The sequence below is a fragment of the uncultured Paraglaciecola sp. genome (genome assembly GCF_963977085.1).
Lineage (GTDB): Bacteria > Pseudomonadota > Gammaproteobacteria > Enterobacterales > Alteromonadaceae > Paraglaciecola.
The window spans coordinates 1-23,602 of the sequence record NZ_CAXBNC010000015.1 but is presented as its reverse complement, the minus strand read 5'-3'; the positions used below and the strand labels follow the sequence as shown (position 1 = coordinate 23,602).

Sequence of the window (23,602 nt, the reverse complement as noted above, 5' to 3'; positions counted from 1 at the left end):
AAGTTAGATGAGAGATGAGAATTGTAATGACATTATTTAAATGCACTCAATGATAATAATCTACTCTGGAGTTGTTTTTCCATTTCCGCACATTTAATTAAAACGTCACTGATATCTTGCAACGAAATTGATTTTCTATCTTTACAAAACAGTACTGCTTGAACCGCAAATGTACGCCATTGATCGCCGATTTCAGTAGTAAATTGTGATAATTCAAATAACTCAGCGTCACCCGTTAGTTTAGAGGATTCATCTAAAAAGCTCGCAAAAATAAACCTAAACCCCGCACCACCTGTACCAATTTCTTCCTGCATTCGTACTATATGCCCTAAATATAAACGGGCATATTTACTCGGTTTTTTTTCTAGCTCAGTTATCTTTTTTGCTAAATAATGAATGCCTTTCACTCCGAAGAAAGGTATCCCGGGTAGAGGAATGCCGTTCATCATCTTGGCGGTTTTTTTGATGCTTTTATAAATTTGAGGTGCTAAATCGATATTCTCGGGAACCTCGCCAAGAATATACATCAGTCCTTTAGGGGCTAATGCCCCTTTTGCAAATCGAGCTCGCTCAAGGCTCTCGGGAGAACAGGTGACTACTTCTTCAAACACAGGATCACTAATAAGATAATCCCCTTGTTCATTTTTGCCATAAACAGTGAGGTTGTGGGCGTTAAAATGAAAACGCATATCTTCGGGGAAATAAGGTAACCAATATACCGAGGTTTGCAGACCAACAATATGCCCCTCTGCCAGGGCTTGATCTAAGGCTTGCATACCTTTTTTGGGGCTCGAAAATTTGCGACTGATAAGTTCAATGTTAAGCTTTTTGGCCACAGATTTGATGATGGTTTTAGGTGGCATACGATAAGCAATGAGAGGAAGGCCGCCTATTTTTACGAAAGGTAAATACGCGAACGTTAAAGCCGATGCTAGTCCAAAAGCCATAGGTTCACTCATGGCAAAACCTTTACTACTCAACATATTGGCAACCACACCAGTTTCACAATGTGAGGATTGCTGGTGGAGCAGGTGATTCACTATTTCGCTCATGGTTGTTCTGGGACTCTGGTTAGTTGTGCAGTTGTGATAGAAAATATGTCAGCATAAATGTTGAGTTTCCTTTCACTTAAACGGTTGAATATTTGTGGTAACAGATGGCGACGTATTTGCCACTGGAAAAAACCAGTAGACTGCGCTAACGCACTGATATCAAAGCGATGTTTACACATATGGTAGGCTAATGCTGAGGCTTTTCCGGAATGATAGTCATCAATAGCCCTTAAGGTTTGTTGCTTGAGTTCATCCACGGCCATCTGAGTGGCAAAGTTCTCTATCTCCCAGCCGCTGGATTGAATACCAGTATAGTGACCACTGTCATTGACGGCATAGAGTAGTTTTTTATGGCCACTATAACTGGGGCTATTATCTTGAGGAACCTGTTTGGCTTTCATTTTTTACACTACTGTCAGTTGCATAAATGCACTGGAAAATCTTCCACTTTCAGGTATGTAACATAATATGCGTTGCCCAGCTTGTAGTTGCTGCGATTTAAACAATTCTTCAAGCATAATAAATATTGAGGCAGAACCAGTATTGCCTTTTTCACTTAAGTTGGTAAACCACTTTTCATAGGGTAATTCAAAGTCAATGTTGACGAGTGACTGGTAGACTTTTTCACGAAAATACGCCGACGAATAATGAGGAAGAAAATAATCGTAGTCAGTAGGTTTTAACTGACGTTTAGCAACAATACGTTTAAGGGTTTCTTCGACCGTAATGCGTACCACATTGTCGTTTAACAATCGAACATCTTGTTTAACTGAAAATATGGCCTGTTGTGCTCTTTCTTCACTGTCGTACGCAGTCCAGCTTTTAAGCTTACCCTCAACTTTTTCGGCACCCGCATACATGCAAGCTTCTAATTCATTGGCAAAAGAAAAACTATCGATCCAATCTAAACGTAAAGAAAGCCCACTAGAATTTGGTTTATCAGTCAGTAGAGCTGCTCCTGCTCCGTCAGACAACATCCACCTTAAAAAGTCTTTTTCAAAAGCCATTTCTGGGTGCTCGGCCAACGAATCTATTTTATGCTGGCGCTCTGCTTCAAAATTGCGAGCATGCATCACAGCAGACGCTAACTCACTGGCTACCACTACACTTTTATTACTTTCACCGGCTTTGATATTTAGATAGGCATATTTAAGTGCCGTCACCCCACATAAACAGACCCCAGAAGTTGAAACAATCTCACAAGGTGGATTATTCAGTTCACCGTGCACCATGGATGCATGATTAGGCATAAGTTGGTCAGGAATAGAAGAAGACGCCACTAAAGTATCAATATTGTGCAGTTCACTGTCTTTATTGAACAACGCACGTACTGCTTCGGCTGCTAATGCCGCATTGGTGTAATTGTGCTCGCCCGTTGCAGGGTCGATTGCATAGTAGCGTTGTTTGATGCCATTACTTCTCAAGATTACGGCTCGGGCGCGAGATTTTACACCTCCAACCTTACCCAATATATCTTCCATTTCATTATTGTTGACTACAGCATTGGGCAGAGCAACAGACAAATTGTTGATGTAAACGTGTTTTGTCATTGATTAATTATTCTCCTGAGGGCTCTGCATAATACTTTTTTTGTTCCACTATTTTATTTCTGGTTAATGGTGAGATAAGTTTTTTAATGAGCGCGCTGATGGGCACAACTGTCAGTATTAAGGTTAATAAAAATATCACATAAATGACTAAGCCAAACCCTCTACGTGTACTTTGTTGAGGACCAATTTTACGTAAAATCTTTGACCAGATACCAAAGCTATGATTAGCCATTCTTTCGCTAGCGATTAATTTCTCATTGATGGTGACCGCTGACAGTCCTTTTAACATGCTGTGATTTAATGGCGTAGGATCATTTTCAAGTCGATTTTTAATCGCTAATCCAAAACGTTCGGCTGCAATAATATCTTCATCTGCTATACCAGCTGCTGGCACCCAAGAAAGAGGCTTTTTTTTGCCCGTTAACATCCACAGTGGTGTTGCTAAGAAACTAAAAAAGGCCCCGCAATCATCACTTAACACTACATTGTCGAGCAACTTTGCTTGTAAATGTAGTAACTGAGCTTTGACTTTTTCCTGTGCCATTAGCCACATGCCTCTACAGCCTATTACAGTGACAACTGGGGTGTTAGCAAACAGCGATTTAGCTTGTGCACTTTGTAAAAATGATGCGATTGGCAAGGAAGGCGACAAAAACCAAACCTGATAGGGCAAAATGATCAGGTCATATTGCTCATGTTTGGGAGTGACAGGCTTTAAGTCCACAGGTTGCATAGCAACGGTTTCCGGAAAAATCCTAAAAAATTGTAGGAATGGCCAAGGAAAGGGAAATGGTCTGGTCGGCTCAATATTAATCACTTCGAACTCTATTTTTTCACTTTGGCTAATTGGTTGACTGATAGATTGTAATATTCGGGAGAGTTGACCAGTTTGAGAGTAGTTAATTGCAAGCACTTTACGCATAAATAGATGGCCAGTTTGTCCTTCAACAAGTTAGCCGTTAGTATACCTATTAACGGTTATTTGTGAACCCTGAGACAAAGTGTGTAGATGAATAAATTGTATAAAGTACATTTTCTGGTTGGTTTTTTATACGCACTTTTCATAGCGCCTTGTGCCATTTCAGCCTCATTGACTTTAGAGATCCAAGGTCATGAAAATAATCAAGGGCAACTCCACATTGCCATTTCTCAAGTCAAAGGATCGTTGCATGATGGAACACTGTGGGATGACTTAGAGTCAGTGCGTAAAATAATAGAAAATATCGATACAGAGCAGGCCCTACAGCCAAACATTCATCTGATAATTGAGGGTTTACCTATTGGTTTTACCTGTATACGTTTGTATTTGGATTTAAATAATAATCAATTACTGGAACGTTCTTCTATGGGGTTTCCGTTGGAGCCAGTAGGATTTAGCAATAATCCCTCTTTGTTTAACGGAGAGCCTACACCCTTGGAAAGCTGCTTTTTATTGCAAGAAAACGCCAACCTTCAAAAGATAGAGCTTAAGCGCCATAAAAAGCGAAAACGTAAATCAAAGCTAGGTGTAGTTATAAACTAACCTCAAGTACTGCAGGTAAATCCATAGTAGCTAGGACATTTAGATGACTTAAATTTTGATGTTGGGGATAGCTGTTATGTTGTTCTTTAGTATCACCTAGCAATAAAGCATGGCAAACACGTTCAAGTTCGGTTTCTTGCCAAATAAGTAATATAACTGCAGCCTCTTTGTCTGACTGAGCCTCAAGGGCACTGAGCAATAAACTTTTCTTTAACGCATCTACATCAGCCCCGATGAATAAATTGCTGCCAGAGATAGAAAATTCTTTTGCAATATAAAAATTAGCGGCGTTGCCTACAGTGGCTACAAAGTCCAATGGACGAATGGCGCGATTTTGTTTCAAATCCAATAACATTTGTTGAATAAGTTCGATAGAAAAATACTGGGCGCAACTTATCAATGAGAGTTTTTTATAAGCCGCCTTCGAGGTACCAAGCTCTGCTACTGCTGCTAACGCACACAAGGTGAAATTATCTAGACGTCTAACGCCAACAGCATATTTCTGTTTGATTTGCTGACGTAAACTTCTATTGTCGATATCGCGACTATGACTAAAACATGCATAGTTAAATAAGGTGATTTGCATGATTAAACTGTCTCCAGTACAAGTGCCGCATTGTTACCACCAAATCCACAGTGGTTAACTAAAACATGCTCAAAGCTCTTCATGGCACAATCGGCAGCTGCAAAAGGTAACATGATATTTTGGGGTTGCTCAGCGACATAATGAGCAACGGGAAGGGTTGGTTGACTCAGTAAATAATCCAATAAGGCCAATTCTATTACGCCACATGCCCCTAAGGTATGCCCTATAAAAGGCTTTAGGGCCAAAATAGGGGGCGGAGTGCCAAAATAGCTGTTGAGCGCATTGTATTCAGCAATGTCATTGTTGTAGGTGGCGGTACCATGTACTTTGATCAAGTCAATGTTACTGGCGTTTAATCCAGACTTAGTAATGGCGCGGCTCATTACAGTGTTTATATGGCTGCCGTCTTCGGCTGTCATAGTAAGGCTTGATGTGTCACAAGCTGAATCACCTTCCATTAATCGATAACAAGCTTTTTGAGGTTGGGTTTGGGAAAGCAATAATGCCCCTATGCCTTCACCCAATATTAGACCTTGGCGTTTTTCGTGGAAGGCCAATAACTGTTCTGAACTGAGTAAATCTAAAGAATTAAAACCTGCTGTGGTGAGCTGATTATAAAACTCACAACCTATCACAATGACCCTTTTTATGGCGGTCTGTTCAAGGAGCTTTTTTCCGTATGCCACAGCATTGATACTGGCCGTACAGGCGGTATTGATCACCAAGTGAAAAGGGTGCAAACCAAAATGTTGCTGTAAATATTGACTAAGGCGGTCAATCTTGGGTAATCCTAAGGCTTTATCCTCAGAAGGACTCAATGTTCCGATGTCTAAAGAAGTTGACCCCAATAACAAGGCGGTTTGGGAAAGGTCATCTAGTGTTAATTCACTGATTTCAATTAACTGCTGCACAACTGTTGTCAAACTATGAAATAGCCTAGATTCACTGCAATCGAGTGGCACCTGATCCATAGCAAAAAAATGTATGCTGTGTTGGTCATTCTCGATATTTGTGGCGATTTCTAGATTAGCATTGGGCTCAGTACTAAAGCTAAGTGGTTGATTTAAAAAACTGTTGCCGCAGGCGCTATGGCTTACACTGGAATGTATATATACAGCCATGTTATTTAGTGGGCTCTACCGATTGAATATAGTCGACTATGCTATTGATAGACTGTAAATGTTTACGAGACTCTTTAGAGCCTTCTACTTTTATCCCAAAATGTTCTTTCAATACTAAGGCAAGTTGTAAAGCGTCGAGGGAATCTAGGCCTACTTTAGACTTATTACCAAATAGCGGCTCATCATCCTCAATCTCTTGCCAAGTCATATCATCTTCTTTGTCACATTCGACTATTATTAATTGTTTTAATTGTGTTTTTAATTCTTCTAATTCCATGAAAGCTCCCTTAATCGGCGACTAAATAGTAACGCCGAAATTGTAAGTGATATTGTCGCAAATACTGCTAGATAGATAATACTCATCCAATGTTCATGATTGAATTGGCCATACATAGTGCCTTTTACTAATTGTGCCGACCAATACATAGGTGAGAATTGGGCAATTTGTTGTAGGGCTGTAGGCATGATATCAAGTGGTACCATAAAACCACTCAATGCCGCCATGATAATATTCACCCCACCTCCGAGTACAATAGCTTGCTCAAAACTACGCACTAAAGTAGCAATAATAGAAGCAAAACTTACAGCGGCTAAACTCACAACTAAGGCAGTACATAGCAGTTCCCATATATGCTTGTAAGGCACTGGAGGGAGGTCAATCAGTAGTGGAATGAGGCGCCAACCAATGACACTTAATAGTAAAAATTGCCCAATACTAAATAAATAAAACGCCAATAATTTCACTAAAAAATAATGTTGAAGGTTAAGTGGGAAGGTTTTTAATCTAATCAAAGTGCCATTTTGTACTTCATTTAATAGGGTGACAGAGATGGGCAACACAATAAAATACACCCCAAATATTAACCAAGAAGGTACGCTATAAGTCACAACAGGTAGTGTTGAGTTGTCGTCGGCAACATGAATATACTCAGTGGTATCGGTTTGTTGATTAATTTGTGCCATTTGTTTTTGGAGGGGTAAATCCTCTTCCATTTCTCCAGTATCAAGCATATATAAGTGTAGTTTTAAACGGGCAAACGCCAATTGTACATGCTGATTAATCAAGGCTTGAATTGCCGGGGAGGTAGAAGAAGCAAATTTGATTTGAATTAATGGGGTCTGTTGATTAGAAAATAGTTGTTGTTTTAGGTTTGACTCAAGAAGCAAGCTGGCACTGGCTTTAGGCATGTCTGGACTTAATTGATAGCCAAAATTGCCAAGGTATTGGGCAAACAAGCTCTGTTCGAATTCATTGTTTGTTTTAAACTCAAGCTGAAGATTTTGGATCATATCATCTTGCCGCTCACTCATGGCAAAGGTCATAATCAGCATAAAAATAACAGGCATTAGTAATAAAACTGCAACACTATGCAGATCACTAAACACCAATATAAACTCCTTTTTAATGCTCTGAAGTATCATTATTTTCCATATGATTTAAGTAATATTGGGTCAATGAGGTTTGATCATAATGCATGTTGAGAATTTCTAGTTGACTGCCGCTAAGCAATGCCAGCATTGTCAGCAATTCTTCAGGTGAACTTATATTGGCTGTCACTCTGTTGTCTTCACATTCGATTTTTAAGGGCAAAGACGATAACTGTTTAAGCCAAGCAAGGGAAAGTGCTTGGGCAAATTCTATGGTTAGACATTTTTGCGCTGTGTTTAAACTCAAATAGCCGGCTTTTCCCTGGTTTAACATGACAATTTGGTCACATATATCTTGCACTTCCGTCAATAAATGGGAGGTGTAAACAATGGTTTTTCCTTGGTTTTTTAGGGTGCTAAGCAATGCTAAGATAGTGCCTCTAGAAATGGGATCTACCCCTACAGTGGGTTCGTCTAAATAGAGAATTTGCGGATCTTTTAACAAGGCAATGGCTAAGTTTAATCTTCGCTTGTATCCCCCTGAAAGAAATTTGGCTTTTTGACTACTGACTTGTTGTAATTGGCATTGGCGTAAAACAATTTCTACCCGTGTTTGGCTTTCATTGGAACTAAAACCACATAGACTGACAAAATACTGTAAATTTTGAGCAACGCTTAATTTTGGATAAAATGCATATTCTTGGGGCACTAAGGCTACGTTTTTTTGTACAAACTTAGCCAGCGTTAAATTGTCGTTATGGCCAAACTGAACGGTTCCCGAAGTAGGAGTTAATAAACCCGACAATATTGATAAAAGAGTTGATTTACCTGAGCCATTTGGACCTATCAATCCTAGGCATTGCCCAGTGTCTAGATTAATATTAATTCCCTGAAGTGCAGGAACTGAAGATTTTGCATAACGATATTCGAGATCCGTTATTATAAATGCTGACATCATCTCTCAGTAGGCTATTTAATTTCAGGCTTTGTTATCGAGCTTGAATGACTCATTTCACATTGTGGCATACGGATTTCATCTACAACTTAAGACAGTTATTAATCAAAGTTATATTACGTTAAATTTTACGGCACTGTAAGTGTTTAAAATTTTTGTACTAAACCAATTTGGTAGTGTTGTGGCATGAATAACAATCTGATTTAAAACGCTCATATTCATCGGGCTGACTAGGGACATAAATGCATAGAGTGCGGCAGTTTTATCAAAAGTATTGGATTGTACCTTGGTTGTGGTGGCTAGGGGTCATCCTACCAGGAGTGTTTTTTATACTGGTTTCACTTGGCTTTTTGCTGACTATGCATTGGCCAAAAGATTACCAAAATGTTGTTAACCTAAGTCTAGATCCTAACGTTGAATATTTAACCTTATCGGCACATGGTGTTAAAGATACTCCTGCTAGTTGGAGTGATGAATTACAGCGAACCTATTCGCAGATTCAACATATGCCATTTAGTGATCTGCATAAACAACATATCAGTTTTGGTTGGCAGCCTTATTCGGATAACGTTCTTAATTGTTCTGTGGATGGTAAAAAGATTGGTTTATTTTTAGGTGAGCAACTATCGCGATTACCTAAGTTAAAGGGGGTTCATTTGTTAGGGCACAGTTGTGGCTCTTTTGTTATTTTAGGTATTTGTGAGGCAATAAAAGAACAAAAAGCATCATTGAGTGTGCAAACGACTTACTTAGATCCTGTATCGGTTTATTCGGGAATTTTTTGGGACTACGGACTTGAATATTTTGGTAGCTGTGGGGATTTTAGTGATGCCTATATTGATACCCAAGACACGGTACCGGGCAGCAACCAAGCCCTTAAGAACGCTTACACCTTTGATGTAACTGAAACACGAGTGAAGAACAATTTAGACTACGCACCACACGCTTGGCCTCCATTATTTTATATTCATGCTTTAGAAAAAAAACAGGTACCCATTTACTTTAAATCATCAAATAAACTAAGCCCTGAAATTCACAAAAATACACTGCTAACCTGGCCATTTACATACAAATAAAATCGCGCTTCTTTGATTGTGAGTTTTCAGTTACAGAGCCATAGCTTGATCATTGTGATGACTTATATAACACCGCGTTTATTAGGGTTTCTTCTCTTGTTTGTGGATCTTCAACTTTACCTGTGAGTGTTTCCCAAAGACCTAAATCTTCCCGAGACCACCACAAAAAAGGACGAGATAATTGCTTTTCTACAACATCAAATCCAGTCTGTTCTAGAAGCTGCAAATATTCCATATCAGTTTTTTGTACATGCATGGGATGGCGAAATAACACGCGAATTACCATTGAATGTATATAACGGCGACATGACTCAGCAAACAGCAGACAACCGTCAGGTTTGAGTACTCGATAAAATTCTTTAATAGCAGAGTCTTGATCTACAATGTGATGAAAAGTTTGATGACAAAAAATCATATCTACAGAATTGTCAGGTAACGCAATTTCTGCTGCATTGTTAATTAAAAACTCAATATTTGCCTGACACTTTTTGCTATTACTGTCGGCTTTATTAACAACATCAGAGTCGACATCCAAGGCGATAATAGTATTGGGAGAAAAACGTTTATCAAGCTCAATAAGAGAATGGCCAAATCCGGAGCCAATATCTAAAACGGTGTGAAATTTTTGCGGTTTACCCTCTGGAATGAGTGTTTCTAGATCGTTCAACGCCCTTCTTAATACGTGTATTAGCCATGTATCAGTATTTAGAAACCAATCACCGAATTTGCTCTCTCTTACCCAGGCTTTTTTTATGTCTACTTTACTCAATTGGTCCCTCACTTTACTTACTTTGCAGCCTATAATTAATGTCGATCACATTGAAAAACTTAAGTCTACCCTTTGAAAAGGGCAGTGTACTGCATCGAAATAAAGAGTCTAATCCAAAAAATGTAACAAATCATAGAAAAAACAACCAGTTGCTTAGACAAACTACTAACCAAAAAAGAACGCGCTTGGCTGAAACAATTTTTCTACGTGGCTGATAAACTTTTTATCAACTAAGAAAAGAATGACGTGATCATTGGCTTCAATTTTTGTATCGCCGTGGGCGATGATCACTTCGTCACTACGGACTATTGCACCTATAGTGGTACCTGGGGGAAGTTTAATTTCACGGATTTCACGGCCCACTACTTTAGATGTATTTTGGTCTCCATGAGCAATAGCTTCAATAGCTTCTGCTGCCCCCCGTCTTAGTGAGTAAACATTTACTATGTCTCCACGCCTTATATGAGTGAGAAGGGCCGAGATGGTGGCTTGTTGTGGTGAAAATGCAATATCAATTTCTCCCCCTTGTACTAAATCCACATAGGCACCGCGTTGAATGAGTACCATGGCTTTTGCTGCACCAAGTCGTTTGGCCAACATGGCGGACATAATATTCGCTTCGTCATCGTTAGTCACTGCGATAAAAGCGTCCACTTGTTCGACATTTTCTTCAGTTAATAATTCATGATCCGAAGCGTCACCTGCAAAGACAATTGTTTTGTCTAAATGGGCTGACAGGTATTTAGCTCGTTCTGGACTAAATTCGATTAATTTTACATTGTGATTGTGCTCAAGCATTTTAGCTAAGCCGGCCCCAATTAATCCTCCTCCAGCAATCATAATCCGCTTATAGCTAGACTCTAATTTTTGCAGCTCACTCATAACCGCACGAATGTGTTTAGTTGCCGCAATAAAAAACACTTCGTCATCGGCTTCGATGATAGTGGTACCTAAAGGGCGAATAGGCTTACCACGTCGGTAAATAGCGGCCACACGTGTTTCAACGTTAGGGATATGTTCTTTGAGGGTAGAAAGGGCATGACCCACCAATAATCCACCGTAATAGGCTTTAACTGCCACTAGACTGGCTTTGCCATCTGCAAATTCAACTACCTGTAATGCTCCTGGATAATCGATCAAGCGTTTTATGGCTTTGGTCACTAACTGCTCTGGAGCAATAAGATGATCGACAGGTACGTCTTGATGCTTAAATAATTGCTCTTGGTAAATGATATACTGTTCGGAACGAACCCGAGCAATTTTTGTCGGTGTTTTGAAAAGACTATAAGCAACCTGACAGGCCATCATATTGCTTTCATCGCTGTTGGTCACTGCGATTAGCATGTCGGCATCTTCTGCCCCTGCTTTTTTAAGCACATCTGGATGGGAGCCCATACCAGCTACGACTTGTAAATCTAGTCTGTCTTGCAGGTGCCTAAGCGTATTGGGATCTGAATCAATGACGGTGATTTCATTTTTTTCACCGACTAAGTTTTCAGCCAGAGTCGCGCCAACTTGACCTGCACCAAGGATAATTATCTTCATTTTTGGTCTTTAAACCTTATTATTATTAAGACTTTAGCAGTCTGGCATAATAGAAACCATCCATTTGTTGATCTCCTGGCAAAATCTGTTTACCTGGTTTATCCACTGAATCGTTGTAGAACCTATTATCTAACGATGCGTTAGGTGTACGTGATAAAAAATCACTTATTTGTAAATGGTTTTCTTCCGGCAAAATAGAACAAGTCGCATAAAGCAGCGTGCCACCCGGTTTAATCAGTGCCCATATGGCATCCAATATTTGTTTTTGAAGGTTCACTAGAACATCAATGTCCTTGGCTTTACGTAACCACTTAATATCTGGATGTCGACGGATAATCCCAGTGGCAGAGCAAGGCGCATCAAGCAATACCCGATCGAATAACTGCCCATCCCACCATTTCTCTGGCGTACTGGCATCACCTATCACTATTTCGGCGTTATGCCCCAGCCTGAGCAAATTTTCTTCTATTCTAAACGCGCGTTTTTCGTTTATTTCTAAAGCGACAATTTTTGCGATGCCGGGCTGGGATTCAATAATGTGACAAGTTTTACCACCTGGCGCAGCGCAGCAATCTAAAATAGACTCACCTTGTGCTGGCTCTAGGTAAAAAGCGGCAAGTTGCGCCGCTCCATCCTGCACAGCAAACCACCCTTTATCAAAGCCTGGTAGGCTTGTTACATCATAACCCTTTGATAATATTATGGCGTCAGGATGTTCAGTTGTCAGCGTAAATTCGATGCTGGCATTTCCTAAGGCTTCTACAAAATGTGTATGAGAAATTTTTCCCGTATTTACTCTTAGCCAAATTGGCGCTTTAAGCTGCATATTGGTAATTAAATCTGTAAAGCCATCTGGATATTCGGCTTGCAGTTTTTTGTATAACCATTTTGGCAATCCTGATGCAATTTGTTTATTTGGTGCTTCTTGTAATGACATTTCTTCTCTAATAAATGTACGCAAGATGGCATTGACTAAACCTTTCATGGCTTGGGTGTTAAGAGGTTGGCAAGCTGCCACTGTTTCCGACACTGCAGCATGTTGACTGACTCGGCTAAAAGACAGTTGGTAAAACCCCAACATAATTAATTGCTCTACAATTTTGTAGCGATTTTTTAATGGTTTATCGAGTAATTGCCTCAGCCAAAACTGCAAAATAGGTAAATTACGCAAAACGCCGTAGACCATCTCTTGTAGCCAAGCTTTATCTTGTTCTTTGTGAGGTAATTGGGCTAGGGGAAGGCACTCTCTTGCAGATTGACCTTCCTCTAATATTTGATGGAGTACCTTAGCGGCATCTGCACGTAAATTTAAATACTTAGCCTTCATGAAGAATAGTTCATAGTAGCGAGTTACCTATAACAAACCAATCAGCTCTGCCGTTTAATACATCAGCGGCTAACATTGGCTTCTTGCCAGGAAGTTGTAGTTTAGTTATCAGTAAACTGTCGTTTCCAGTCGCTACTAAAATGCCATGCTTATCTGATTTAACAATCTCTCCCGAGGGGATATCAGAATTGTCATTTTTAACCACTTCAGATGAGTACACTTTTATATTGGAACCGTTAAGGGTGAAGAAAGCGACAGGCCACGGATTAAAAGCGCGGATGTTTCTTTCTAGTTGTTCTGCTGATAAATTCCAATCAATTTTGGCTTCTTCTTTGGAGAGTTTTTTTGCGTAACTGGCAAGTGCATCATCTTGAATTTGAGGCTGCAAATCAGCTAGAGTTGCCAAGGTTTCCAATAATGCTTTAGGACCCATATCAGCAAGCTTTTGATATAAGGTGGCGCTGGTGTCTTCTTTAGATATGTCGAGTGAATGTTTTAATAACATCGCACCTGTATCTAAACCTTCGTCCATTTGCATAACAGTGACACCTGTCTCACTGTCTCCAGCCCATAAAGATCTTTGGATAGGCGCTGCACCTCGCCATTTAGGCAACAAAGAACCATGCACATTAAGGCAGCCTAATTTAGGCGCCTTTAATATGGCGCTAGGTAGAATCAAACCATAAGCTACTACCACCATGATATCAGCGTCTAATTGAGTTAAGGTTTGTTGTGACTCTACTGTTTTTAACGATTCAGGTTGAAAGACTGGTATCTCATGCTCAACTGCCAGTTGTTTTACGGCACTGGCTTGCAATTTTTTACCTCTACCAGCTGGGCGGTCTGGCTGACTGTAAACAGCAATGATTTCATGTTTTGAGTCAATTAGCGCTTGTAAGTGCAAGGCTGCAAACTCAGGCGTTCCAGCAAATATTATTTTTAAGGGTTTATTCAATTGTATCTTAGTCCCTTGCCGCTAGTCGGGCTTCTTTTTCTAACTTGGTTTTTATTCTCTGACGTTTTAGAGGGGATAAATAATCGACAAATAATTTGCCTTTTAAATGATCTAACTCATGTTGAATACAGATCGCCAATAAACCCTCTGCTTCTAAAGTAAAAGGTTCGCCGGTTTTATCAAGTGCAGAAACCGTAATTTTTTCAGCTCTTTCGACTTGAGCATAATTATTAGGCACTGATAAACAACCTTCTTCACTAATGGTTTTCCCTTCTCTGTGGGTGATCTCGGGATTGATGAAAACCATAGGGTCGTCTTGATTTTCAGACACATCCATGACTACCAATCGCTTATGAACGTTGACCTGTGTTGCTGCTAAACCAATACCGTTTTCATCACGCATGGTCTCGAACATATCGCTGATCAAAGCGGATATGGATTTATCAACATTTTCAATTGTTTTTGCTACTGTGCGCAATCTCTCATCGGGAAAGCGCAATACATCTAATATTGCCATTGTATTATTCAACTATAATGAGTCTCTGACTCAGGAACTAATGTAACCAATAGTAACTTTACGTTACAGTGACAGAGTTAGTATTGGTGTGTGTATTATTTACTATACGATCAAATAGAATTGACTATTTAATACGTTTCTAGCTGCGCTATTCTAGCGTAAATCGATCCAAAACATAATAGTCACTGCATCAAGGTGTATATAAGAATGACGAGCAATAAATTAATTAGGTCGCTGTTACTATTGGTGCTCTTGCCGATCTATAGTTTCGCAGAGAGTATTTTGGTGAAAGATACCGCTCCTGAAGTATATATAGTAGAAAAAGGCGATACTTTGTGGGGAATTTCCAATATGTATTTGGACAAACCTTGGCAATGGCCGGAACTTTGGCGCACTAATACATATATTACTAATCCCCATCTTATATATCCTGGTGACGAATTACGTTTAGTGAAGAATGAAAAAGGTGAAACTGTTCTTGAGGTGACAAGAGAATCAGCAAAACCTGAAATAAGACTTTCTCCTGAGGGCACTAAATCCCTTAAAGAACCCAATGCTATACCTGCATTGCCATGGTCGGTAATCAAACCTTATGTAGAAAACGAGATGATTATGTCGCAACAGGTTTATGACCGTTATCCTTATATTCTAGGTGATCAAGAAGGGGCTGTGCGTTATGCCACAGATAACCTAGTGCTTGGAAAGGCTGCTCGCCGAAGCAAAGAAAACTTAAGTATTGTCAGAAAACAAAATGAGTTATTCGATATGGACGGCAACTTTATTGGTTTACAGGTGCGTTATTTGGCCAAAGCTAAACTAGTGGATACCGACTTAGATGATCAAGCATTAATCAAAATATTGGAAGCCAAGCTTGAGGTTAAACGTGGTGATAAAATCATTCCGGTAACGACAAATGAACCAGATGACGTTGTCATTGTGGCTGCCGAAGAGCAACTTGGTTACATTATTGATGACTTAGAACAACATAACTTGTTGGGTAAGTATAACGTGGTGGTGTTGGATCTCGGCTCAGACCAAGTTTCTGCTGGCACGATAATGGGCATATATAGTCAGGGGCCTAGAATAGTTGATGGAAAACAACCTAAGTATGAAGGTGAGTCTGACATGATCCGTAGTGCCTTTAATAAGGGAGATGAAATTAGTCAACCAGCGTTAAAAGTTGGTGAGGTGCTTGTATTTAAAACTTTTGATACAGCAAGTTATGCACTTATTACTGAATCAGCTAAAGTCATTAAAAGAGGGATGATAGTCGCTAAACCCTAACTAGCTAGGTTGGGGAGAGCCTAGGGAGCAAAAATGCAACAGGACGTTGAGGGTGGCGACAGTGGTAGTCGCGAGCTAGAAGACTGGTTAAAGTTGACTCAGATCCCTAACTTTTCTGTCGCTAGGTTACTAAAGTTTAAGAAAAAGTATGATATTCAGTTATCTGAAATATTTGTTGCATCAACAGCTACACTGCAAGAAATGGGTTTTAGGCAACAGCAAATTGAAGCCATTCAGCATCCAGATGAAAGTGCCATCAACACAAGTTTAAAGTGGCGTTATGCTGAGAATAACCGTTTTTTAATTCACTTCGAACATCCTAATTATCCATTTTTACTGAGGCAGATAGCTAGTTCACCTCCACTTTTATATGGTTATGGCGATCCTAAATGTTTAAATAATTATCAACTTGCCATGGTGGGAAGCCGTGTTCCAAGTCCCCAAGGAAAAGAAAATGCAAAAACTTTTGCTCGCCGTTTAAGTGAGTGTGGTTGGACAATTACCAGTGGCTTAGCGCTCGGTATCGATGGCTTGTCCCATCAGGGGGCGGTATCAGGAGGGTTTACTACTATAGCTGTTTTGGGAACTGCTATTGATAAAATGTATCCTCGCCGTCATATCAAGTTAGGAGAGCAAATTTTAGAAAACAATGGGGTAATTATTTCTGAATTTGCGCCTAATACAGTAGGACGACCAGAGTACTTTCCGAGACGTAATCGAATTATTAGTGGTTTGTCTCAAGGTACGCTTATTGTTGAAGCTGCAATAAAGAGTGGTTCATTAATTACTGCAAGATATGCGTTGGAGCAAAATAGAGAAGTATTTGCGCTACCAGGAAATATACACAACCCTATGGCGGCAGGTTGTCATCATTTGATACAACAAGGTGCAAAGCTAGTGACATGTATCGAAGATATTAATGAGGAGTTTCAACATCTCATTTTGCCAACTTCGAGTGAAAAAGTGCATAAATCGGAAAAAAACATGACACAAAGCTTGGCTTCAGACAAATTGTTAGATAGTGTAGATTTTGAAGTCACCCCACTAGATATAGTGGCTCAGCGCAGCGGCATAGAAGTAGCAGAAGTAATGTCACAATTATTAGAATATGAATTGCGTGGTTTAGTGATTGCTGTTTCTGGCGGTTACATTAAATTGGGGGAAAAATAACATGTTCGATATCCTCATGTATTTATTTGAAAACTTTATTCACAGCGAAACTGAAATACGCGTTGATCAAGACGAGCTAACAGATGAGTTAATTAGAGCTGGTTTTCATCACGACGAAATTTATAAAGCGCTATCCTGGTTAGAAAAACTTGCAGCACTGCAAGAAACCGATATCAAACCTTATTTGGCCAAAGGGCCTAATTCTTTTGTAACTCGTGTGTATACACAAGATGAAGAAATGCGTTTGGATGTGGAGTGCCGCGGTTTTTTAATGTTCCTCGAGCAAATTAATGTTCTGGATTCCTTTACTCGAGAAATGGTAATCGACCGAGTGATGGAGATTGACTCTAAAGAGTTTTGTTTAGAGGATCTTAAATGGGTAGTGTTGATGGTGCTATTTAATGTACCAGGGAAAGAAAATGCTTATGCTCAGATGGAAGATTTGTTGTTTGAAGAGCCAGAAGGGCCGCTACACTGATTGTTTGTTAATTATGAATAATAAGAGTGGTCAGTTACATGTCTAAGATTGATCACTCTTTGTTTTCAGCCAGTGGGACTGAGCAAGCATTTGGACCTTGTCCACAATGTAATGCCAAATTAAACATTAGGCGGGGAAAGTCTGGTGCGTTTATTGGTTGTAGTCGTTATCCTAAATGCGACTTTTCAAAACCTCTACACGAATATGAAAACGCCGAGATTAAAGTTATAGAGGGGTCTTCGTGCCCCAAGTGCCAATCTCAGTTAGTCATTAAAAAGGGCCGATTTGGTTTATTTATTGGCTGCGGTGATTTTCCTGATTGTGATTATATTGAATCAAACTCCAACAGCGAAGATACAAAGTTAATCTGCCCCGCATGCAAAAAAGGGCACATTACTAAGCGAGCAAATAAGTTTGGCAAGTCATTTTATGCATGTGATAATTACCCTAAATGTAAATACTTATTGAATTTTCCTCCTGTTGATTATCCTTGTCCAGAATGCCATTGGCCGATTATGCAAGAGAAGAAAGGAAGCACTGCAGTTGAATTGTTATGCCCGCAGAAGCAATGCCAATGTAAAATTCCAAAACCTGAATAATTCAACACTCTTCTTCCTTTATGTAGGCAGACTTTGTAATCACCTTTATTAGATATTAACCATGACCTCCAATAACCAGAAAACTAAACCCAACCCGTTTATCCGTGCCCTAAAGTATTTATTGATCTTGCTAGTGGCTTTGTATTTATTGATTTGGATCTTATCGCCTTTTGTAGTGCGCCATTTTGCCCAGACTCCTTTACAAGAAATGGGGGTGTCTCTGGGAGAAGATAGCACTATTAGATATAACCCTTTTACCAGCACCTTAAGCATTAGTGATTTGCAATTGTTCGATCGCAACAAAAGCAAAGTATTATCTGTTAAAAACGCTGAAGTCAGTGTGCATCTGCACCGCCTGTTGTTCAAACAATTGTATGTTTCTGCGTTTTTGATAGAAGGTACTGAAGTTGAAATAGTGAAAGAGCAACAAAGGATAGTTGTTGCCGGTATTGATTTGTCAGCTAGTTCTGAAACCGAGCCGACTGTTGCGGCTGATGCGCCGCAGAACGATGCAGCTCCTTTGGATTTTACTTTGGTTATCCCTGAATTAACCTTAAAACGGCTGTTATTCAATTCGAACATAGATGGCAACCCACAAAAATTATTGTTAAATGAGTTGCAGATAGTTAACACCTCACTGAGTCAATTAGAGCAACAACTCTCGCTGTCTATTCAGGGGCTTGTTAATGATGCACCATTGATGTTCAGCTCAGATGTGGCTTTACAGTCTGGGGTAGGCATTATTGATAGTTCATTTTCGTTAGAACAATTAGACCTGCAAACCTTAAGCCCAATGTTGATTGATTCAGGTATTGGTGTCTCTGGTGCGTTTTCCGTAAAAGGCAACCCGAAAGTCACACTGGCGAACGAAAACATCGAAGTAAACAGTGAACAAATTGTAGTGTCTATAACAGAGCTTGATCTTAACTACGCTCCTTGGATTATTGAAGGTGCCAGTGATGTCGTCACTATCAATAACTTAAATATTACTGCGTTACCCGATGGTGTTATTCAGCACCTTGCTGCTACAGTCGCAACACAATTAAGCCAAGGTAATCTAGGATTACAGACCAGCGACAACAGTGTGGTGAATTGGGGGCAGATTAATTTAACCACTGAACTGCAGCTGATAGATATGCAACCCAATATCGTTATTGAGCAAATAGATATTAGCTCTCTTAACTTGTCTGAAGATCGATCATTAACTGAACTAGCGCCGATCCTTAGCATAGGTCAATTATCTGTTATTGACCTGCAGTTTAGTGATAATCACTTGAATGTAGATACCGTTTCTATTGGAGGATTAAAAACAGACATTAATGTTAATCCTGATAAAAGCATTGTGAGTATGGTGGATTCCTCAGCATTAACATCTGAGGCTGAAGATAATACTGTCGCAACTGAAAGTGTTCAGGAGCCATCTCCTTCCGTCCCTGTTGAACAAGCCGAACCTATATCAGAAGAATCACCGGCTTTAACTTTGGCCTTAGGAAAATTTTTACTGGCAGATGCAGCTCATATACACATTAAAGATCAAAGTGTATCCCCAGTATTCGAGCAAAACATTACCATTGAAACACTACAAGCTGGGCCTTTTGATAGTAGAGATAGCACCATTGAAAGTCCGTTTGAATTGCTCGCAAAAGATGATAACTACCTCAAAATTGTCGCTAAAGGGCACGCAAGACCATTTGCCGAAAAACTTAACGCCTTGTTCACGGCGAATATTAGCGAGTTAGATTTACCGTCTGTGTCTCCATACGTGAAAGATGGCTTGGGCTTTGAGATGAAGACGGGGCAGCTTGACGTGGGTGTCGACGTCGCTATTGAAGACGGTGAAATTGACGGAGAAACAAAGTTGTTTTTGCGTGGAGTTGATATGTCCAGCGCTGATGAAGTTGAACAGGGTACCATTAAAGAAGGTAAGGCTATGCCATTGAATTATGCTTTAGGGTTATTGAAAGATGATCAAGGCAATATTGATTTGGGTGTGCCGTTACGAGGCAATGTGGCGGAACCTTCTTTTGGGGTTGAAAGTTTTTTAGCTTTAGTATTGAAGAAAGCGGCAATGTCTCAAGCTAAAAGTTACTTGATGACCACTTTTGTGCCTTATGCCTCAGTGGTATCCGTGGCTATTTCTGGTGCTGAATATCTACTTAAAGTGAAATTTGAGCCACTTGTATTTCAAAAAGGAGTGGTGGAGCTGACTGAAGAGAATCAGCAATATTTAGCTGAACTAGTGCTATTGATGCAAGATAAACCGGAGTTGCAGCTAAAGACTTGTGCAATCGGCACTTACGCTGACTTGGCATTACCTGCTGCAACTACTTTAAATGCTGAGCAAAAAGCCTCACTTAAAGCCATGGGGACAGAGCGCCAAAATACTTTAAAACGTTTTTTGATTGAGCAAGACATTGCCTCTTCTCGTATTTTATATTGTGCACCCGAGTTAGATACTGCTGAAGATGCACAAGCTAGAATTGAATTGAAAACGGACTAGTTATGAAACCGCTATCAATCACTCAGGATGCGGAGTTAATTGTGCAAACCTTGCAACAAGGGGAGTTGCTTGCCTACCCAACTGAAGCTGTGTTTGGACTAGGTTGTGATCCGGACAATGAAGACGCTGTACTTAAATTATTGGCATTAAAAAAACGCCCCTTGGATAAAGGCTTGATACTCGTTGCTAAAACCTACTCACAGTTATTACCCTATGTTGATGACGCTAAAATCCCCATGTATATGCGCACTGAAATATTTTCTAGTTGGCCAGGCCCAGTGACATGGTTATTGCCCGCATCCAAACAATGCCCTAAGTGGGTGACAGGTAATAGCGATCTAGTTGCTGTGCGAGTAAGCCAACATCTTGTTGTAAGTCAATTATGCGAGTTGTTTGGCAAGCCTTTGATATCCACCAGTGCTAATGTATCAGGGGTAGAACCTGCCATAAATACTGCACAATTATATCTACAATTTGATAAGTCCCTGTTGCTAGTTGACGGAGCATTAGGCGGGGCAAATAAACCTAGCCAAATCCGTAACGGAATTTCTGGGCAAACCATAAGAGACAATTAGTTAGATGACAGCCGATTTAGTACCAGATATAGAAAAAGTAAAAGAATACCTACTTAAGCTACAAGATAATATTTGCCAAACCTTAGAGTTGGTTGATGGCAAGGGTAGTTTTGTCGAAGACAATTGGCAAAGAGAGCTTGGTGGGGGCGGCCGTACCCGAGTGTTAACAGGTGGTAATGTAATAGAACAAGGCGGAGTTAATTTTTCTCATGTCTACGGCGGGGAATTACCCGCTTCTGCCACAGCGGCTCGGCCCGAATTAGCAGGCAGGAGTTTTCAAGCTGTGGGTGTGTCTTTAGTGATTCACCCCAATAATCCTTTTGTACCTACTACTCATGCAAACGTACGCTTTTTTATAGCCGAAAAACCAGGCGCAGAAGCAGTTTGGTGGTTTGGTGGTGGGTTTGACCTTACTCCCTTTTACCCTTTCCACGAAGATGTGGTGCATTGGCACAGCGTAGCCAATAAGCTTTGTGAACCTTTTGGTGACGACGTCTATCCAGAATATAAAAAATGGTGTGATGAGTATTTTTATTTAAAACACCGCAATGAAACGCGAGGTGTCGGCGGACTATTTTTTGACGACCTCAATAAACAGGGGTTTGAAAAGAGCTTCAAGTTTATGCAGGCAGTGGGGAATGGATTTTTAGATGCTTATGTACCTATTGTAGAAAAGCGTAAAGACATGAGTTTTGGTGAAAGAGAACGCGACTTTCAACTCTACAGGCGAGGTCGCTATGTAGAATTTAACTTGGTTTATGACAGAGGTACTTTATTTGGACTACAAACAGGTGGCCGAACTGAATCAATATTGATGTCTATGCCACCATTAGTTCGCTGGGAATATTGTTTCGAACCAGAGCCTGAAAGTAAAGAAGCCGACTTATATGCTAATTATCTACAACCAAGGGAATGGTTGTCGTGAATAAATATACTGTATTCGGTAATCCAATTGCACAGAGTAAGTCACCTTCTATTCATCAAATGTTCGCAGAACAGGCCGGACTTACAATTGAATATGATCGTACTTTGGCAACTAAGGAAAATTTTATTGCTTCTTTAACGCACTTTTTCCTTGCTGGGGATGCAAAAGGTTGCAACGTGACTTCTCCGTTTAAAGAACAAGTAGCAAAGTGGGTCGATGATTTATCTGCTGCTGCTAAGATTGCTGGTTCAGTTAATACAGTTATTAAAAAAGAAGACGGTACATTTTTAGGTGACACTACTGATGGTCCTGGCTTAGTACAAGATCTAGGACGTTTAGGTGTGCAAATTAAAAATGCTCGAATTTTATTGTTAGGTGCTGGTGGTGCAGCTAGGGGAGTATTGCAATCCATCTTGGCTTTAGAGCCCGAGTTTTTGATGATAGCCAACAGGACAGAAGAAAAAGCTCAGCAGTTAGCTTCATTGCTACCTAGTGAAAATTTTATAGGAATTGGTTTTAAGCAGTTAGATGAGGTTAAGCCAGCTTTCGATCTAATCATTAATTCTACTTCTGCCAGTTTAACCGGCGAGTTACCAGCCATCCCTGATTCAATAATGAGTAGCAGTGCTTGTGTATACGATATGAGTTATGGCGATAAACCAACGGTTTTTCTACAACATGCCAAAACGCTAGGTGTAGTAGATACCTTTGATGGATTAGGTATGTTAGTGGGGCAGGCGGCAGAAAGTTTCTATTTGTGGACAGGGTATCGGCCCAATGTTGTCCCTGTAATAGATTCATTAAGAAGTAGTCTATGAATCAGGCCATCCAAGTCTTAGATGGTTGCACCTATATCAAATCTAAAAGCGCAATTAAAATGGATGTCATGTTCTCCGGGCAAATATTTGCTTGTTATATCAGTGGTTCAGATAAAGAAAACTTAGATAACCTTTACAAAATCAAACAGTTTGAGATAGAAGAAATAATTCAACGAGAACTTGAACAAGATAAATTGAATTCAGACGGTGAGTTATGGCTCACCGCCACTGAGGTAAATGCATACTGAGATTATTTAGTTTCAGCTATGTATTCATCTTTAAGTTTGACGTAGTTTAAAGCCGACTGTTTCAAAAACGCTACCTCACTTTCCTTTAAAGGTCTCGCTTGTTGTACAGGATTACCTTTATATAAATATCCACTTTTGAGGGTTTTATTGGGTGGCACTAGTGTTCCAGCCCCAATTAAAACATCATCCTCCACTATTGCCCCATCCATAATAATAGCGCCCATACCCACAAGTATCCGATTTCCCAGTATACATCCGTGCAACATACACTTATGACCAACAGTGACATCTGCGCCTATAACAAGTGGAAAACCCTGTGGATTAGCTTCACTAATTCGGCTGACATGTAATACTGTCCCATCTTGTATATTGGTACGAGCACCTATTTGTATAGAGTTTACGTCACCTCTGGCAGCAACAAGTGGCCAAATACTGACATGCTCAGCACATTTAACGTCCCCAACTAACACCGATGAAGCATCAATATAACAATGCTCTGCTAAGTCAGGGAACTTATCTTTATAGCTTCGAATCGCCATGGTAGTTCCTGTATTAAGGTAAGGAGATACATCATATCAAAATAAATCACCCCTTTATCCCCTGAAATTGCCACATTAATAAACATATTGAAGGCTTTTTAAGCAAACAAACATTTATTTGAA

General features: G+C 40.0%; 26 protein-coding genes. 11 read left to right on the top strand and 15 right to left on the bottom strand.

Going from position 1 to position 23,602, the window contains the following annotated elements:
* Positions 1-32: 32 nt before the first annotated feature.
* From AAC000_RS16065 to AAC000_RS16050, 4 genes are read right to left on the bottom strand one after another with little or no spacing between them, the layout of a single operon-like run.
* Positions 33-1,052, bottom strand: coding sequence for a BtrH N-terminal domain-containing protein (locus AAC000_RS16065; protein ID WP_339724019.1), 1,020 nt, complete (start codon positions 1,050-1,052; stop codon positions 33-35).
* Positions 1,049-1,453, bottom strand: coding sequence for a hypothetical protein (locus AAC000_RS16060; RefSeq protein WP_339724017.1), 405 nt, complete (start codon positions 1,451-1,453; stop codon positions 1,049-1,051). The genes AAC000_RS16065 and AAC000_RS16060 overlap by 4 nt, the downstream gene beginning before the upstream one ends.
* Before the next feature lie 3 nt (positions 1,454-1,456).
* Positions 1,457-2,602: a beta-ketoacyl-ACP synthase III gene (locus AAC000_RS16055; protein ID WP_339724015.1), complete on the bottom strand. Its 1,146-nt coding sequence runs from the start codon at positions 2,600-2,602 to the stop codon at positions 1,457-1,459.
* 7 nt (positions 2,603-2,609) lie between these two features.
* Entirely contained in the window at positions 2,610-3,524 is a 915-nt protein-coding gene (locus AAC000_RS16050) for a dialkylrecorsinol condensing enzyme (protein ID WP_339724014.1), read from the bottom strand.
* Between the two features lie 87 nt (positions 3,525-3,611).
* Between AAC000_RS16050 and AAC000_RS16045 the strand changes: the two genes are divergently transcribed.
* A complete protein-coding gene (locus tag AAC000_RS16045; RefSeq protein ID WP_339724013.1) occupies positions 3,612-4,124 on the top strand; it encodes a DUF2141 domain-containing protein in 513 nt (170 codons plus the stop codon).
* Here AAC000_RS16045 and AAC000_RS16040 read toward each other — a convergent pair.
* The 5 genes from AAC000_RS16040 to AAC000_RS16020 are packed head-to-tail and all read right to left on the bottom strand — an operon-like array spanning position 4,114 to position 8,154.
* Positions 4,114-4,710, bottom strand: coding sequence for a hypothetical protein (locus tag AAC000_RS16040; protein WP_339724011.1), 597 nt, complete (start codon positions 4,708-4,710; stop codon positions 4,114-4,116). The two genes, AAC000_RS16045 and AAC000_RS16040, sit on opposite strands and share 11 nt — an antisense overlap.
* A gap of 2 nt (positions 4,711-4,712) precedes the next feature.
* On the bottom strand, positions 4,713-5,831 hold the full coding sequence (locus tag AAC000_RS16035) for a beta-ketoacyl synthase N-terminal-like domain-containing protein (RefSeq protein WP_339724010.1): 1,119 nt from the start codon (positions 5,829-5,831) through the stop codon (positions 4,713-4,715).
* A gap of 1 nt (position 5,832) precedes the next feature.
* The gene (locus tag AAC000_RS16030) at positions 5,833-6,108 is read right to left on the bottom strand and encodes a phosphopantetheine-binding protein (RefSeq protein WP_339724009.1); all 276 of its coding nucleotides are present in this window, start codon (positions 6,106-6,108) and stop codon (positions 5,833-5,835) included.
* Entirely contained in the window at positions 6,099-7,253 is a 1,155-nt protein-coding gene (locus tag AAC000_RS16025) for an ABC transporter permease (protein ID WP_339724007.1), read from the bottom strand. Before AAC000_RS16025 ends, AAC000_RS16030 begins: the two co-directional genes overlap by 10 nt.
* Complete coding sequence (locus AAC000_RS16020) at positions 7,234-8,154, bottom strand: ABC transporter ATP-binding protein (RefSeq protein WP_339724005.1); 921 nt, start codon at positions 8,152-8,154, stop codon at positions 7,234-7,236. The genes AAC000_RS16025 and AAC000_RS16020 overlap by 20 nt, the downstream gene beginning before the upstream one ends.
* A gap of 242 nt (positions 8,155-8,396) precedes the next feature.
* Here AAC000_RS16020 and AAC000_RS16015 point away from each other — a divergent pair, with 242 nt between their 5' ends.
* The gene (locus AAC000_RS16015) at positions 8,397-9,230 is read left to right on the top strand and encodes a hypothetical protein (RefSeq protein WP_339724003.1); all 834 of its coding nucleotides are present in this window, start codon (positions 8,397-8,399) and stop codon (positions 9,228-9,230) included.
* A gap of 49 nt (positions 9,231-9,279) precedes the next feature.
* Here AAC000_RS16015 and AAC000_RS16010 read toward each other — a convergent pair whose 3' ends face one another.
* From AAC000_RS16010 to def, 5 genes are all read right to left on the bottom strand, one after another.
* Complete coding sequence (locus AAC000_RS16010) at positions 9,280-9,999, bottom strand: class I SAM-dependent methyltransferase (RefSeq protein ID WP_339724001.1); 720 nt, start codon at positions 9,997-9,999, stop codon at positions 9,280-9,282.
* Between the two features lie 165 nt (positions 10,000-10,164).
* Positions 10,165-11,544 (bottom strand): Trk system potassium transporter TrkA, encoded by a 1,380-nt coding sequence (gene trkA, locus AAC000_RS16005; RefSeq protein ID WP_339723999.1) that lies wholly within the window; start codon positions 11,542-11,544, stop codon positions 10,165-10,167.
* A 25-nt stretch (positions 11,545-11,569) separates the two neighbouring features.
* Positions 11,570-12,871 carry a 16S rRNA (cytosine(967)-C(5))-methyltransferase RsmB gene (gene rsmB, locus AAC000_RS16000; protein ID WP_339723997.1) on the bottom strand — a complete coding sequence of 434 codons (1,302 nt, stop codon included), beginning with the start codon at positions 12,869-12,871 and terminating at the stop codon, positions 11,570-11,572.
* Positions 12,872-12,881: 10 nt separating this feature from the next.
* The gene (gene fmt, locus AAC000_RS15995) at positions 12,882-13,826 is read right to left on the bottom strand and encodes a methionyl-tRNA formyltransferase (RefSeq protein ID WP_339723995.1); all 945 of its coding nucleotides are present in this window, start codon (positions 13,824-13,826) and stop codon (positions 12,882-12,884) included.
* Between the two features lie 7 nt (positions 13,827-13,833).
* Positions 13,834-14,343 carry a peptide deformylase gene (gene def, locus AAC000_RS15990; protein WP_339724189.1) on the bottom strand — a complete coding sequence of 170 codons (510 nt, stop codon included), beginning with the start codon at positions 14,341-14,343 and terminating at the stop codon, positions 13,834-13,836.
* Between the two features lie 207 nt (positions 14,344-14,550).
* On the opposite strand from def, the gene AAC000_RS15985 reads away from it, so the two are divergent.
* From AAC000_RS15985 to AAC000_RS15945, 9 genes are all read left to right on the top strand, one after another.
* Positions 14,551-15,627 carry a LysM domain-containing protein gene (locus AAC000_RS15985; RefSeq protein ID WP_339723993.1) on the top strand — a complete coding sequence of 359 codons (1,077 nt, stop codon included), beginning with the start codon at positions 14,551-14,553 and terminating at the stop codon, positions 15,625-15,627.
* A 33-nt stretch (positions 15,628-15,660) separates the two neighbouring features.
* On the top strand, positions 15,661-16,797 hold the full coding sequence (dprA, locus tag AAC000_RS15980) for a DNA-processing protein DprA (protein WP_339723992.1): 1,137 nt from the start codon (positions 15,661-15,663) through the stop codon (positions 16,795-16,797).
* Between the two features lies 1 nt (position 16,798).
* Positions 16,799-17,275 (top strand): DUF494 family protein, encoded by a 477-nt coding sequence (locus tag AAC000_RS15975; protein WP_339723990.1) that lies wholly within the window; start codon positions 16,799-16,801, stop codon positions 17,273-17,275.
* 38 nt (positions 17,276-17,313) lie between these two features.
* The gene (locus AAC000_RS15970) at positions 17,314-17,874 is read left to right on the top strand and encodes a topoisomerase DNA-binding C4 zinc finger domain-containing protein (RefSeq protein ID WP_339723989.1); all 561 of its coding nucleotides are present in this window, start codon (positions 17,314-17,316) and stop codon (positions 17,872-17,874) included.
* A 61-nt stretch (positions 17,875-17,935) separates the two neighbouring features.
* On the top strand, positions 17,936-20,374 hold the full coding sequence (locus tag AAC000_RS15965) for a DUF748 domain-containing protein (protein WP_339723987.1): 2,439 nt from the start codon (positions 17,936-17,938) through the stop codon (positions 20,372-20,374).
* 2 nt (positions 20,375-20,376) lie between these two features.
* Positions 20,377-20,949, top strand: coding sequence for a Sua5/YciO/YrdC/YwlC family protein (locus tag AAC000_RS15960; protein ID WP_339723985.1), 573 nt, complete (start codon positions 20,377-20,379; stop codon positions 20,947-20,949).
* A gap of 4 nt (positions 20,950-20,953) precedes the next feature.
* Positions 20,954-21,874: an oxygen-dependent coproporphyrinogen oxidase gene (hemF, locus tag AAC000_RS15955; protein ID WP_339723984.1), complete on the top strand. Its 921-nt coding sequence runs from the start codon at positions 20,954-20,956 to the stop codon at positions 21,872-21,874.
* Entirely contained in the window at positions 21,871-22,692 is an 822-nt protein-coding gene (gene aroE, locus AAC000_RS15950; protein WP_339723982.1) for a shikimate dehydrogenase, read from the top strand. The genes hemF and aroE overlap by 4 nt, the downstream gene beginning before the upstream one ends.
* A complete protein-coding gene (locus tag AAC000_RS15945; protein WP_339723980.1) occupies positions 22,689-22,940 on the top strand; it encodes a hypothetical protein in 252 nt (83 codons plus the stop codon). Before aroE ends, AAC000_RS15945 begins: the two co-directional genes overlap by 4 nt.
* Positions 22,941-22,942: 2 nt before the next feature.
* Here the strand turns inward: AAC000_RS15945 and AAC000_RS15940 are convergent, their stop codons facing one another.
* Entirely contained in the window at positions 22,943-23,479 is a 537-nt protein-coding gene (locus tag AAC000_RS15940; RefSeq protein WP_339723978.1) for a gamma carbonic anhydrase family protein, read from the bottom strand.
* Positions 23,480-23,602: the final 123 nt, after the last annotated feature.